Annotated in this window: 12 protein-coding genes, 1 rRNA gene and 1 pseudogene; 11 read left to right on the plus strand and 3 right to left on the minus strand. The window is 72.7% G+C overall.

The window, feature by feature from the left end; translation table 11 throughout:
• Positions 1-91: ribosomal RNA gene (rrf, locus tag AB0J55_RS45315) — 5S ribosomal RNA — on the plus strand; the annotation flags it as partial.
• Between the two features lie 121 nt (positions 92-212).
• Here the strand turns inward: rrf and AB0J55_RS45320 are convergent.
• Complete coding sequence (locus AB0J55_RS45320; protein ID WP_364264310.1) at positions 213-1,895, minus strand: hypothetical protein; 1,683 nt, start codon at positions 1,893-1,895, stop codon at positions 213-215.
• Here AB0J55_RS45320 and AB0J55_RS45325 point away from each other — a divergent pair.
• From AB0J55_RS45325 to AB0J55_RS45370, 10 genes are all read left to right on the plus strand, one after another.
• Positions 1,863-2,348, plus strand: a complete 486-nt coding sequence (locus AB0J55_RS45325; protein ID WP_364264313.1) for a hypothetical protein — start codon at positions 1,863-1,865, stop codon at positions 2,346-2,348. The genes AB0J55_RS45320 and AB0J55_RS45325 overlap by 33 nt on opposite strands.
• The gene (locus tag AB0J55_RS45330) at positions 2,341-3,306 is read left to right on the plus strand and encodes an HAD-IIA family hydrolase (protein ID WP_364264316.1); all 966 of its coding nucleotides are present in this window, start codon (positions 2,341-2,343) and stop codon (positions 3,304-3,306) included. Before AB0J55_RS45325 ends, AB0J55_RS45330 begins: the two co-directional genes overlap by 8 nt.
• A gap of 17 nt (positions 3,307-3,323) precedes the next feature.
• Positions 3,324-3,521: a hypothetical protein gene (locus AB0J55_RS45335; protein WP_003079777.1), complete on the plus strand. Its 198-nt coding sequence runs from the start codon at positions 3,324-3,326 to the stop codon at positions 3,519-3,521.
• A gap of 5 nt (positions 3,522-3,526) precedes the next feature.
• Positions 3,527-4,354, plus strand: coding sequence for a TlyA family RNA methyltransferase (locus tag AB0J55_RS45340; protein ID WP_364264320.1), 828 nt, complete (start codon positions 3,527-3,529; stop codon positions 4,352-4,354).
• Positions 4,351-5,277: an NAD kinase gene (locus AB0J55_RS45345; RefSeq protein ID WP_364264323.1), complete on the plus strand. Its 927-nt coding sequence runs from the start codon at positions 4,351-4,353 to the stop codon at positions 5,275-5,277. The genes AB0J55_RS45340 and AB0J55_RS45345 overlap by 4 nt, the downstream gene beginning before the upstream one ends.
• 90 nt (positions 5,278-5,367) lie before the next feature.
• Entirely contained in the window at positions 5,368-7,149 is a 1,782-nt protein-coding gene (recN, locus tag AB0J55_RS45350) for a DNA repair protein RecN (protein ID WP_364264326.1), read from the plus strand.
• Positions 7,150-7,217: 68 nt separating this feature from the next.
• Entirely contained in the window at positions 7,218-8,204 is a 987-nt protein-coding gene (locus AB0J55_RS45355; protein WP_364264329.1) for a zinc-binding alcohol dehydrogenase family protein, read from the plus strand.
• Entirely contained in the window at positions 8,201-9,376 is a 1,176-nt protein-coding gene (locus tag AB0J55_RS45360) for a DUF1266 domain-containing protein (RefSeq protein ID WP_364264332.1), read from the plus strand. The genes AB0J55_RS45355 and AB0J55_RS45360 overlap by 4 nt, the downstream gene beginning before the upstream one ends.
• Positions 9,377-9,474: 98 nt before the next feature.
• Positions 9,475-10,659 (plus strand): putative cytokinetic ring protein SteA, encoded by a 1,185-nt coding sequence (steA, locus tag AB0J55_RS45365; RefSeq protein ID WP_364264335.1) that lies wholly within the window; start codon positions 9,475-9,477, stop codon positions 10,657-10,659.
• Positions 10,656-11,606 carry a copper transporter gene (locus tag AB0J55_RS45370; protein ID WP_364264338.1) on the plus strand — a complete coding sequence of 317 codons (951 nt, stop codon included), beginning with the start codon at positions 10,656-10,658 and terminating at the stop codon, positions 11,604-11,606. The genes steA and AB0J55_RS45370 overlap by 4 nt, the downstream gene beginning before the upstream one ends.
• Before the next feature lie 10 nt (positions 11,607-11,616).
• Here the strand turns inward: AB0J55_RS45370 and AB0J55_RS45375 are convergent, their stop codons facing one another.
• Positions 11,617-12,882: an alginate lyase family protein gene (locus tag AB0J55_RS45375; RefSeq protein WP_364264341.1), complete on the minus strand. Its 1,266-nt coding sequence runs from the start codon at positions 12,880-12,882 to the stop codon at positions 11,617-11,619.
• Between the two features lie 92 nt (positions 12,883-12,974).
• Positions 12,975-13,448: pseudogene (locus AB0J55_RS45380) on the minus strand (aspartate/glutamate racemase family protein); the annotation flags it as partial.
• Between the last annotated feature and the right edge of the window lie 113 nt (positions 13,449-13,561).

A 13,561-nucleotide genomic window follows, 5' to 3' on the forward strand; every position in this document is an offset into this window, starting at 1 on the left:
GCCCGGTCCCATTCCGAACCCGGAAGCTAAGCCTGACAGCGCCGATGGTACTGCAACCGAAGGGTTGTGGGAGAGTAGGACACCGCCGAACTTACCTTCCGTACGGCCCGTTAGGATAGCCAGTTGGCTGCCCTAGCGGGCCGTACGCGTATGTCCAGAACAAGATTTTTTCCATGGCAGGAGGCCAGGTGTCCGAGTTCGGTCGACGAGACTCAAGCGATGATGGGTCCGGCCGGTCGGCACGCCGGGACGAAGGCTCCCGGGGCCGGTCGGACGGACCCCGGAAGAGCCAGGGCGGCGCGCGGCAGGACCGCGGCGGCCGCGACGGCGGTTACCAGGGGCGCCCGCGCCGTGACGACCGCGGTGTCCGCGGCGGAGGCAAGCCCTTCCGCGGCGGCGACGGTCCCCGCGACCGCGACCAGCGCGGCGGATACGCAGGTCAGAGCCGTGCCTTCGGCGACCGCGACGACCGCCGGGGCAGCCGCGACACGGGCGCCGGCCGGTACTCCGACGGCCCGGGCCGTTCCGCCGGTGGCCGGTACGAGGACCGCGGCGCCGGCCGTCCGGGCAGCCGCTACGAGGACCGGGGCAACAGCCGCGCCGGAACCCGCAACGACAAGCCGGGCCGCACGTTCGACGACCGCGGCGGCCGGCCCCAGGGCAAGTCCTCCTACGGCGACCGCAAGCCCCGCTGGGAAAACCGCCGCGACGACGACCGCAGCAGCCGCCCGGGCGGCTTCCGCTCCGACGACCGCGGCAGCGACCGCCGCGACGACCGTGGTGCCCGCACCGGTGGTTTCCGCTCCGACGACCGGGGGCGCGGTGGCAGCGATGACCGCGGTTCCCGTTCGGGCGGCTTCCGCTCGGACGACCGTGGCGGCGACCGCCGCGACGACCGTGGTGCCCGTTCCGGTGGTTTCCGCTCGGACGATCGTGGCCGTGGTGGCAGCGATGACCGTGGTTCCCGTTCGGGTGGTTTCCGCTCCGATGACCGGGGGCGCGGTGGATACGACCGTCGCGATGACCGTGGTGCCCGTTCCGGTGGTTTCCGTTCCGACGATCGTGGCCGTGGTGGCAGCGATGACCGTGGTTCTCGTCCGGGTGGTTTCCGCTCGGACGACCGGGGGCGCGGTGGCAGCGACCGTCGCGACGACCGCGGTGCCCGCACCGGTGGTTTCCGCTCCGACGACCGCGGTCGCGGTGGCAGCGACCGCCGCGACGATGACCGTGGCTCGCGGACGGGTGGTTTCCGCTCCGGCGACCGGGACCGTCGCGACGACTCGCGTGGCAGCTACCAGCGGCGCGATGACCGCGGGGCCCGTCCGAGTGGTGCCCGCTCGGACGACCGTGGTCGCGCCGGCAGCGACCGCCGGGACGATTCGCGGGGCGGCTACCAGCGCCGCGACGATGACCGTGGAACCCGGACGGGTGGTTTCCGTTCCGATGACCGCGACCGCCGCGATGACTCCCGTACCGAGCGGGGCAGCTACCAGCGCCGCGACGACAGCCGTGACAGCCGTGACAGCCGGGAGAACCGCGGCGAGAGCGCCGGCAAGCGCTACGACCGGGACAGCCGCCCGCAGGGTGACCGGCCCCGGCGTGACCCGCGGCCCAAGGTCGGCGGCCCGCTCGATGACGAGGCCCTCGCCAGGGAACTCCTCGAAGCGCCCGAGCTTCCCGAAGACATCGAGTTCTCCGACCTCGACGAGGAAGTCCGCCGGGAGCTGCGGACCCTGCCCAAGGGCCTCGCCGAGACCGTCGGGAAGCACCTCGTCGCCGCCGGGGGGCTGATCGACAGCGATCCCGAAGCCGCTCTCGAGCACGCCAAGTACGCCAAGGCCAAGGCCTCGCGCGTCCCCATCGTGCGGGAAGCTCTCGGCCTGGTCGCCTACCACGCCGGCAACTGGTCCGAAGCCCTCTCCGAACTGCGGGCCGTCCGGCGGATGACGCGCAGCGACGAGCACATCGCCATCATCGCCGACGCCGAACGCGCTCTCGGGCGCCCCGAGCGGGCCCTCGACCTCGCGAAGGAGACCGACACCGCGAAGCTGAACAAGGCCACGCAGGTCGAGCTCGCCATCGTCGCGGCCGGGGCGCGGCGGGACCTCGGGCAGCTCGATGCCGCCGTCGTCTCACTCCAAGGCGACGACCTCAAGCCCGAGAAGCGCGACCCGTGGAGCGCTCGCCTCTTCTACGCCTACGCCGACAACCTCGAAGCGGCCGGGCGCAAGGACGACGCCATCCGGTGGTTCCTCAACGCCGCCGAGGCCGACGCCGAAGACGAAACCGACGCCGCCGAGCGGGCCGCGGACCTGTCGAACGAAAAAGAAGCACCCACCGATGAGTGACGCCCTCCTCGCGGCCTACGACGCGGTCCTCTTCGACCTCGACGGGACCGTCTACCACGGCACCCGGGTCATCCCGGGCGCCCCGGAGACGGTCCGGGCCGCGCGAGAGCACGGCACGCCCGTCCGGTTCGTCACCAACAACGCCTCCAAGGCCCCGGACGAGGTCGTCGCCCACCTCACCGGGCTCGGCATGCCCGCCGGGGCCGACGAGGTGCACACCAGCGCCCAGGCCGGCGTGCAACTGCTGAAGGAACGGCTGGAGCCCGGCGCCGAGGTCCTCGTCGTCGGGACCGAGTCGCTCGCCGCCGAGGTGACGCAGGCGGGGCTCAAGCCGGTGCGGGAGAACGGCGAGAGCGTCCAGGCCGTCGTGCAGGGGCACTCGCCCGACAACACCTGGGCCGCGCTGGCCGAGGCCTGCCTGGCCATCCGCGCCGGCGCGCTCTGGGTGGCCTGCAACGTCGACGCCACCCTGCCCAGCGAGCGCGGCTTGCTGCCCGGCAACGGCTCGATGGTCGCCGCGCTGCGCACCGCCACCGACGTCGAACCGCTGGTCGCCGGGAAGCCGCAGCCGCTGCTGTTCGAGACCGCGGCGCGGTCGGCAGGCGCGGAACGGCCGCTGGTCGTCGGCGACCGGCTCGACACCGACATCGCCGGCGCGGTCGCGGCCGGCATCGACTCCCTGGTCGTCCTGTCCGGTGTCGCCACGCCGGAACAGCTGATCGAGGCCGTCCCGGCCGAGCGGGCCACCTACCTCGCGAAGGACCTCACGGCGCTGACCGAGCGGGCCGAGGACCTCAGGATCGGGCCGCGGCCGGGGTGGACGGTGACGGTCGAGAACCACACCCTGGCGGTGGAGGGCGACGGCGACGAGCTGGACCTGCTCCGCGCGCTGTGCCACACGGCCTGGAAGACCGGCGTCACCGAACTCGGCGAGCGCGCCAAGGCGAAACTGTCTTGACTGATACCGTTTGGACTGTGCAGGACCACCCCTTCCCCGTCCCGGGCCCGCCGCCCGGTTCGTTCTCGCAGCAGACCGACCCGCGCGCCGGCATCGACGAAGCCGTCGCCGGGCTGGACGACCTGGACGCGCTGCCCCTCGCGGAGCACGTCGAGCGCTTCGACGCCGTGCACACCGAGCTGACGGTCGCCCTGTCCAGCATCGACAAGGTCTGATCGGCGTGCCCAAGCGGGCCCGCCTCGACGCGGAACTGGTTCGGCGCGGCCTCGCCCGGTCGCGGGAACAGGCCTCGGCCCTGATCACCGGCGGCAAGGTCACCGTCCGCGGGATGGTCGCGACCAAACCCGCCACCGGCGTGGAATCCGACGCGCCCATCGTCGTCAAGGACGAAGACGACCCCGGCTGGGCTTCGCGGGGCGCCCACAAGCTGCTCGGCGCCCTGGAAGCGTTCACGGACCTGACCGTCGAAGGCAAACGCTGCCTCGACGCCGGCGCGTCCACCGGCGGCTTCACCGACGTGCTCCTGAGGAACGGCGCCGCCACCGTGATCGCCGCCGACGTCGGCCGTGGCCTGCTCGACTGGCGAATCCGGACCGACGAACGTGTAGTGGTCATGGATCGCACCAACGTCCGCAACCTCAGCCCCGACGACCTCGGCGGCCAGGTCGACCTGATCGTCGGGGACCTGAGCTTCATCTCCCTCAAGCTCGTGCTGCCCGCGCTCGCCGCGTGCGCGCGCGAAGGCGCCGATCTGGTGCCGATGGTCAAACCGCAGTTCGAGGTGGGCAAGGACCGCCTCGGCAGCGGCGGCGTCGTCCGCGACCCCGAGCTGCGCGCCGAGTCCGTGCTCACCGTCATCGACGAGGCCGCGAAACTCGGGCTCGCGCTGCGCGGGGTGACCGCCAGCCCGCTGCCCGGGCCGTCCGGGAACGTCGAGTACTTCGTGTGGCTGAAGAAGGAACACGTGGCCGAGTCCACTGTGGACGCGGTAGACAGGTCTGAGGCCGAGCGGCTCGTCCGGACCGCCGTCGAGGAAGGGCCCGCATGACCACCGAACGTGAAGTACTCCTGATGGTGCACCCCGATCGCGAAGCGACGGGCGAAGCCGCGCGCGAGGTGTCGGCACGCTTCGCGAAGGCCGGCATCCGGATCCGCGTGACCGAGCACGACGTCCGTGCGCTGATCGACCCCGAGGAGCACGGCGTCGGCGCGAGCTGCACCGTCGTCGGCCCGGACGACAACCCCGCCGACGGCGTCGAGCTGGTCTTCGTCCTCGGCGGCGACGGCACGCTGCTGCGCGCGGCCGAGCTGGCCCGCCCCGCCGGGGTGCCGGTGCTGGGGGTGAACCTCGGGCGCGTCGGCTTCCTCGCCGAAGCCGACTCGGACGCGCTCGCCGACACCGTCCAGCGCGTCGTCGACGGCGACTACCAGGTCGAAGAGCGGATGACCATCGACGTCACCGTCACCCACGACGGCGAAGAGGTCGCCCGCACCTGGGCGCTCAACGAGGCCAGCGTGGAGAAGAGCACCCGGGAGCGTGTCCTGGACGCGCTGATCGAGGTCGACGGCCGCCCGGTGTCCGCCTTCGGCTGCGACGGTGTGCTCTGCGCCACACCGACCGGTTCGACCGCGTACGCGTTCTCGGCGGGCGGCCCGATCATCTGGCCGGACGTCCAGGCCCTGCTGGTGGTGCCGAGCAACGCGCACGCGATGTTCGCGCGGCCGCTGGTCGTCTCCCGCGACTCGGTGATCACCGTCGGCATCGACCCGGACGGCTCGTCGGCCGTGCTGACCTGCGACGGGACCCGGCCGATCGACCTGCCGCCGGGTGCGCGGGTGCGCGTCACCTGCGGCAAGACGCCGGTGCGGCTGATCCGCCTGTGGGACGGGCCGTTCACCGACCGCCTGGTCCAGAAGTTCTCCCTGCCGGTGAAGAGCTGGCGCGAGCGGCACGCGCGCCCCTGCGAGTAATCACCGCTTAACGATTTATTCGAACATATCGGCGACGCGCCGGGTGCCCGCGCGCGCAGAGTGTCGGTGGGGGCCGCTACCGTAGGCGGCGTGCTGGCCGAGATGCGCATCCAGGGCCTCGGAGTCATCGAGGACGCCCTGCTGGAACTGCACGCGGGCTTCACCGTCGTGACCGGTGAAACGGGTGCGGGCAAGACCATGGTCGTCACCGGGCTGCACCTGCTGTCCGGGGGCCGCGCCGAGGTGTCGAAGGTCCGGACGGGGATGCTCAAGGCGTTCGTCGAAGGACGGTTCACCTACTCGGGCGTCGAAGGCGCCGAGCGGATCGTCGCCGATTCGGGCGCGGACGTGGACGAGGACGGCAGCGTGATCGCGCTGCGCGCGGTCGCCGTCGACGGGCGGTCCCGCGCCCACCTCGGCGGCCGGTCCGTGCCCGTCGGCGTGCTCGCGGAGCTGTCCGAGCAGCTGATCGCGGTGCACGGGCAGAACGACCAGCTGCGGCTGCTGCGCCCGGCCGAGCAGCGCGCGGTCATCGACCGGTTCGCCGGTGACGCGGTGGCGAAGCCGCTGCAGGCCTACCGGGAGGTCCGGTCGGAGTGGCTGGCGGTGATCGCCGAGCTGACCGAGCGGTCGACGCGCTCGCGGGAGATGGCCCAGCAGGCCGACCTGCTCAAGCACGGGCTGACCGAGATCGACGCCGTCGCGCCGGAGCCGGGCGAGGACGACGAGCTCACCGCGCAGATCAAGCGGCTCGCGGCGGTCGACGAGCTGCGCGCGGCCGCGACCGAGGCGCACATCGCCGTGTCGGGCTCGCCGGACGGCGACCCGGACGCGCCGGGTGCGCTGGGCCTGGTCGGGGAGGCGCTGCGGCGGCTTGCGACATCCGAGGACAACGTGCTGCGCGAGCTCGCGCCGCGACTGGAAGAAGCGTCGGTGTTGTTGTCCGACGTCGGGGCCGAGCTGGGCAACTACGTCGAGACGCTGGACGCCGACCCGGCGCTGCTGGAGAAGGTGCTGGCCCGCCAGGCCGACCTCAAGCGGCTGACCCGCAAGTACGCCGCGGACGTCGACGGCGTGCTGGCCTGGGCCGACGACGCCCGGCGCCGGCTGGAAACCATGGACACGTCGGAGGAAGCGCTGGCCGAGCTCGCGACGCGGCGCGACCAGCTGGCGATCCAGCTCTCGGCGCACGCGGCCGAGGTCTCGGCGGCGCGGGAGAAGGCAGCGGCCGAACTGGCCGCGGAGATCACCCGCGAGCTGTCCGGGCTGGCGATGGGCCAGGCGGCGATCGAAGTGACGGTCGAGCAGCGCCCCGCCGAGCACGGCGACACGCACGCGCTGACCATCGACGGCCGCGCGGTGCACGCGGGCCCGGACGGCGTCGACGACGTCGAGCTGCTCCTGCGCGCCCACGACGGCGCGCCGCCGCTGCCGGTGCACAAGGCCGCGTCGGGCGGTGAGCTGTCACGGGTGATGCTGGCGATCGAGGTGGTCCTGGCCCACGCGGACACGGTCCAGACGCTGGTGTTCGACGAGGTCGACGCGGGGGTCGGCGGCCGCGCGGCGGTCGAGATCGGCCGTCGGCTGGCCCGGCTGGCGCGCACCCACCAGGTCCTGGTGGTGACGCACCTGCCGCAGGTCGCGGCGTTCGCGGACCAGCACCTGGTGGTGGACAAGGGCCACAGCGGCGGCGTCACGCGCAGCGGCGTGAAGAACCTGAGCCAGACCGAGCGGGTGAGCGAGCTGGCCCGGATGCTCGCGGGCATGGACAACGAGACCGGGCGGGCGCACGCGGAGGAGCTGCTCGCGACGGCCGAGAAGGACAAGACGGAGTTCGAGCCGAAGAAGAAGCGCGCGGCGAAGAAGAAGTAGCCGCCCGGGGAAATACTTCCCGCCTCCCCGCAGTTGTCGTGACGACTGCAGGTGGCGAAAGGAACCCGATGCGCGCGGTGGTGCTGCGAGAACCCGGTCCGGTCGAGAACCTCGAGCTCCGGGAGCTCCCGTTGCCGGAGGTGAAGCCCGGCTGGGTCCGGATCGCCGTGCAGGCGTTCGGCATCAACCGTTCGGAGCTGCACACCCGGCTCGGCCTGGCCGAAGGCGTCACCTTCCCGCGCGTGCCGGGGATCGAGGCCGTCGGGATCGTCGACGCCGGCGGCGGGTTCGAGCCCGGGCAGCAGGTCGCCACGATGATGGGCGGGATGGGCCGCACCTTCGACGGCGGGTACGCCGAATACACGCTGGTCCCGGAGCGCCAGGTCATCCCGTTCCGCTCCGGCCTGCCGTGGGAGGTGCTCGGCCAGGTCCCCGAGACGCTGCAGACCGCGTACGGCTCGCTCACCACCGGCCTCGACCTGAAGGAAGGCCAGACGCTGCTGATCCGCGGCGGGACGTCCGCGCTCGGGTTCGCCACGGCGACCCTCGCGAAAGACCTGGGCGCCACCGTCTTCGCGACCACCCGGCAGCCGGAACGAATCGAAATCCTGCGCGCCCACGGCGTCGACCACCCCCTGCTGGACGACGGCGACATCGCCGGGCACGTCCGCAAGATCGCGCCCGACGGCGTCGACGCCGCCCTCGAACTCGTCGGCACCCCGACCCTGCCGGACACCCTGAACGCCACCCGCGTGCACGGCACCGTCTGCTTCGCCGGCATGTTGTCCAACGAATGGACGATCTCGAACTTCTATCCGATCGGCTACCTTCCCGCTGGGGTCCGGTTGACCGCTTATGGTGGTGAGGCGGACGACCTGCCCGCCTCCGTGCTTCAGCGCCACCTCGACCGGATCGCCGACGGCACCGCCGGCCTCGGCCCGGCCAAGGTGTACGCGATGGACGAGATCCGGCAGGCGCACGACGACCTGGAGCACAACCGGACGGCGGGCAAGCTCGTCGTGCTGACCGGCCGAGCGGAGGGAGCCGCCCCGTGATCCTGCCGCCGCCCGCCGACGTCGAAGCCCAGCTCGCCGCCGCGCGGCGGGACGGCGACCTCGACCGGTACCTCGGCCTGCTCGCCGGCGAGGAACTGTTCGTGCCGATCCGGCGGGTGGACGCCCGCAGCATCCTCGACGAGCGGGCGGAGACCTTCCCCAACGTCTACTTCGAGACCGGCGGCGACGAGTTCCTGCAGGTCTTCACCCGCGGCGCGCTGCCCGACCTCGGGCCGGACGTCGTGGCGATGAGCGGCTCGCTCGACTGGGCGGTCGACGGCGTCGGGCGGCACGAGCGGGTCGTGTTCAACCGCGGCACCCGCGGCGAGTGGCGCCTGCCCGGCGCGACGCTGCAGCCGTGGCTGGACGCGCACCTCGACGACGTCACGCCGCTGGAGGAGCAGGTCGAGCGGCTGATCACCGCGCCGTACGGGCACCTCGAAGGGCCCATCGCGCACGCGCTCGCCTGCGGCGCGCACCTCGCGGTACTCGAAGCGGCGCCGTGGAACATCCTCGACGCGCGCTACCACGACTACGTGGCCGAGGTGCGGGGCCTGCGGGACTGGTGGGGGGTGCCCGACCCGCCGGGCTGGCGCGCCACCATGACCGGCCTGATCGGCGACGGCTACGCGCTGACCCCCGGCAACCTGGTCCTGATGCTGCGGCTGCGGTTCGCCGCCGAGTACGGGCTGCCCGGCGCCGAGTTCGACCCGCTGACCTGGGCGCAGCTGGTGGACCGGTGGTGCGCGGAGCACGACGCCGCCGACCAGGCCGACGAGCTGCGGGACACCGTCCGCCGGGTGTCCCGGTACGAGCGCCGGCTGCGGGCCGACGGCCTGGTCGACGCGGACGGGTGCGTCACGACGGCGTTGTCCTGGGACGTCGGCCGCGCGGTCACCATCGCCCGCGCCGGGCTGGCGGCCGGCTACTGCGACGCGCTGACCGCCGAGCTGATGGTGCTCGAAGCCGGTTCGCTCGCCCGCCGCTACCACCAGTCATGGGCCGACCTGTCGGCGGGGTACGTCATGGGCCGGGTGCTGCACGCCGGCGAGGACGAGTTCGGCGAGTGGTACCCGGCGGCCGTGCGGGTCCACCACCAGCTCCTTCAGGACCCGGCGAGCCCGTGGCTCAACCTCGATTTCGGCTCGCTGTCGGAGGAGTCCGAGGCCTGACCCGCGCGGGGGAGGGCGACCGGGCTCACCACAACGAGTCACGGTGGCTACGGCGTGGCGTACAACGTCCCACGAGCAAATTTGTCACCATCGGCCACATGAAGCTCACCGGGTTGCTCACGCGGAACCACGAACCGCTTCCGGGGATCACCGGGGTGGCCCGGGTCGACCGCCGCACCCGGGAGCTGCTGCGCCGGATCGGCCCCGGTGACATCGTCGTGCTCGACCAGCTGGACCTCGACCGCGCGACGGCCGACGCCCTCGTCGACGCCGAGGTCGCGGGCGTGGTCAACGCGTCGCCGTCGATCTCCGGCCGGTTCCCCAACATGGGCCCGGAGATCCTGGTCGCGGCCGGCATCCCGCTCGTCGACTCGGTCGGCGGCGAGCTGCTGCGCTCGATCAAGGACGGCACGAAGCTGCGGCTGCACGACGGCGTCGTGTACGTCGGCGAGCGGCAGATCGCCTCCGGCATCGAGCAGACCGCCGAGAGCGTCGCCGACCAGATGATCGAGGCCAAGGCCGGGATGTCGACGCAGCTGGAGGCGTTCTCGGCGAACACCATCGAATTCCTGCGCCGCGAGCGCACGCTGATCCTCGACGGCGTCGGCGTGCCGGAGCTGAAGGTGGCGATCCGCGACCGGCACGTGCTGGTCGTCGCGGGCGGCAACGGGCACGCCGAAGACCTCAAGAAGCTCAAGAAGTACGTCGCCGAGCACCGTCCCGTGCTCATCGGGGTCGACGCCGGCGCGGACACCCTGCGCGTGCAGGGCTACCAGCCGGACGTCGTCGTCGGCGACCCCACCGGCATCGGCACCGCGACGCTGCGCGGCGGCGGCGAGGTCGTGGTGCCCGCCCAGCCGGACGGGCACGCCCCGGGCGTCGAGCGGATCCAGGACCTCGGCATCGGCGCGGTGACGTTCCCGGCGTCGGGCAACGCCGAAGACCTCGCGCTGCTGCTGGCCGACGCGCACGGCGCCAGCCTGGTCGTGACCGTCGGCTTCCAGGCCACCCTGCGCGAGTTCCTCGACCACGGCCGGTCCGGCTCGAACCCGTCGACGTTCCTGACCCGGCTGAAGCTCGGCACGAAGCTCGTCGACGGCAAGGCGGTGGCGACGCTGCACCGCAACCGGGTGTCGATCGGCGCGGTCGTCCTGCTCGTGCTCGCCGCGGTCGTGGTGGTCGCCGCGGCCCTGCTGGTGTCCGACGTGGGCTCGGTCTACCTCGACTGGCTCAAGCACACCTGGAATACCTTCTTCGCCTGGGCCAAGGGATTGTTCACGTGATTTCGCTGCGCTACCACGTCGTTTCCATCGCCGCCTGCTTCCTCGCGCTGGCCGTCGGCGTCGTGCTCGGCTCGACGGCGCTCAACGGCACGCTGCTGTCGGGGCTCGCGGGGGAGAAGAAGGACCTCGGCACGCAGGTCGCCGACCTCGAGGCGCAGCGCAACGCGCTCACCGCCCGGCTGGCCGACGCGGACGCGTTCGCCGGCTCGATGGGCCCGAAGGTGGTCGCCGGCGTGCTCGACAAGCGGTCGGTCGTGCTCGTGACCACCGAAGACGCGCGCCCGGCCGACCGGGACGTGCTCAAGCAGCTGATCGGCCAGGCCGGGGCCTCGGTGACCGGCGAGGTGCAGCTGACGTCCGCGTTCGCGAACCCCGAGAAGGCCGACCAGCTCCGCGACGTCGTCACGCGGCTGCAGCCGGCGGGCTCGAAGTTCCCGACCGCGGGGGACTCCGGCACGCTCGCCGGTGCGCTGCTCGGTTCGGTGCTGCTGCTGGACAAGACCACCGCGAAACCGCAGTCCTCGCCGGAGGAACTGGCGGCCGCGCTCGGCGGGCTCACCGACGGCGGGTTCGTCAAGGCGGGGCCGGACGTCAAGCCGGCGCAGCTGGCGCTCGTGCTCACCGGCGCGCAGGCGACCGGCGACGGCGCGGGCGACCGCGCGGCGACGATCGCCCGGTTCGCCACCCAGCTCGACCGCAGCGGCGCCGGGGCGGTGCTCGCCGGTGACGCCGGCTCGGCCGACGGCACCGGCGCCTTGGGCGTGGTCCGCGCGGACACCTCGGCGACGTCGATCCTGTCCACTGTGGACAACGCGGACACGTCGGCGGGCCGGGTCAGCGCGATCCTGGCGCTGAAGGAACAGCTCGACGGGGGCGCCGGGCGCTACGGCATCGCCGGCAACGCCCAGGCCCCCGCCCCGGGCGTCACCGCACCGGCCGGCAACTGAGGCCTGCCGCTTACTTGAGGGGCGGGTCGAGCGGGAAGCAGGACACGCGCACCGGCCAGCTGTCGCCGCCCGTGGGCAACGGCATCTGCTTGAGCGCCGCGGCCGCGTCCGTGTCGTGGGCTTCTTCGGCTGCCGCGTGGAAGATGTCCGCCGCGATCGACTGGTCGAACACGCCGATCTGCTGGTGCGGCCAGGCCGCGGCGCCCTGCAGCGCGCCCGGGATCAGCTGGTCGACCACCTTCCGCAACGTCACGCCGTTGGGCGCCCGGTACTTCCACACGTTCACGCCGAGGTTCTTGCCGACCTCCGCCAGGCGGCCCCACGCGGTGAGGTTGAAGTTGACGTAGTGCCACGACATCGTGCGCGAGAGCTCGAGCGGCTGGCTGCCGTCGGCGGCGAACTGCACCGGGAACCGCTTCTGCTCGGTGTCCAGCACGATCTGCCTGGCTTCGGCGCGCTGGCCCAGGTACGCCGAGATCGCCGCGTTCTGCATGTCGAGGAACGTGCCGTGGTTGTTGGTGGCGGCCAGTTCCAGCTTCGCCTGCGGGCTCGTCTGCATCCAGGTCAGGTACTGGCCCAGCCACGCCCTGATCCCGGACCGGTCCTGGCCGGTCCAGCCCGGCGCGCCGCCGTCGAGCAGCGCGAACGCGTCCATCAGCTGGCTGAACGACTGCGTCGAGTCGATGATCCCGGTGCCGCTGACGGTATCGCGGCAGGGGATGCGCTGCGAGTACGTCATGTTCGGGTTCATCCGGGTGGCCGGGTCGAGGAACCAGGTCCGGATGTCCAGCGCCGCCCGCTTCGCGTACTTCGCGCCGCCGGTGTAGTACCACGCCAGCGAGAGGTAGTACATCGCGTCCCACGCCCACATCCGGTAGGTGTGGTCGGTGATCGCGTCGGCCTCCGGGTTGCGCTGGCCGTCCTTGCTGACGTACGGGCAGCCCTGCGGGTTCTCCGGCGTCTTCGGCTGGCTGGCCCACCAGTACGGTGCCTGGCTCAGGTAATCGTGCTTGTCGCCGCTGGGCGGCGCGGACGGCTTCTGCGTGACCGACCACGGGCCGTCGGTCAACGCGGTGTTCGCCTTGGCCAGCACCACTTTCAGCGCGTCCCGCTGGGCCTTGGTGGCGTGACCGCTGCGGATCGCCTGCTTGATCCCGGCGAGCTTGGCACCGTCGGTGACGATCGTGTGCGGTGGGGACGCGGCCACCGCCGTCCCGCTCACCGGGACCAGGAGCAGGCTCGCGGAAACCGCCAGCGCGCCGAGAACTCTTCGCACGTCGACCGCCTTTCGGGGGACGTCGAAATCCCCACGTCGTCACCGGGCGGCGGTACGGCTGCAGGGATTCTGACGTCCTCGGAAGGCGGGTGTCAATGCGGCCAGGTTCGGCGCTTGTCCAGCGGCCGCGCGTACGAACCCGCGCGGCTCGTCTTCAACCCCAGCGCCACCAGGGATTCCGCGAGCCGGACCGCGGCCGCGACGCCGTCGATGACGGGAATGTCCAGCATCGTCGCGATCTTCCGGTCCAGCCCGGTCATCCCGGCGCACCCGAGCACCAGCACCTCCGCGCCCGCGTCCCGCGCCCGGCGGCCGGCGGTGAGCAACGCCGACTCGGTCCGGCGTTCGTCGGTCAGCTCCAGCACCCCGAGCCCGGCACCGGTGACCGTGACGCAGTTCTGCGCGACGCCGGCGGCGTGCAGGCTGTCCTCGATCAGCCCGCACGTCCGGTCCAATGTGGTCACCACGCCGTAGCGGCGGCCGAGGAGGCACGCCAGGTGCGCGGCCGCCTCGGTGATGTCGACGACCGGGACGTCGAGCAGCTCCCGCGCGCCCTCGCGGCCGTGGGGGCCCCGCCCCCCCCGCCCCCCCCCCCCCCCCCGGGCGCGCCCCCCCCCCCCCCCCACCACCACCACCCCCCGCCCCGAGACCCACAGGAGCCCCCCCACCACCCGCACCA

Source organism: Amycolatopsis sp. NPDC049688 (genome assembly GCF_040674975.1).
In the GTDB taxonomy this organism is placed as follows: domain Bacteria; phylum Actinomycetota; class Actinomycetes; order Mycobacteriales; family Pseudonocardiaceae; genus Amycolatopsis.

Excerpts from the sequence above, each read along its gene's own strand:
- AB0J55_RS45330 (WP_364264316.1), top strand. The coding sequence starts at position 2,341 with ATGAGTGACGCCCTCCTCGCGGCCTACGACGCGGTCCTCTTCGACCTC.
- AB0J55_RS45345 (WP_364264323.1), top strand. The coding sequence starts at position 4,351 with ATGACCACCGAACGTGAAGTACTCCTGATGGTGCACCCCGATCGCGAA.
- AB0J55_RS45355 (WP_364264329.1), top strand. The coding sequence starts at position 7,218 with ATGCGCGCGGTGGTGCTGCGAGAACCCGGTCCGGTCGAGAACCTCGAG.
- steA (WP_364264335.1), top strand. The coding sequence starts at position 9,475 with ATGAAGCTCACCGGGTTGCTCACGCGGAACCACGAACCGCTTCCGGGG.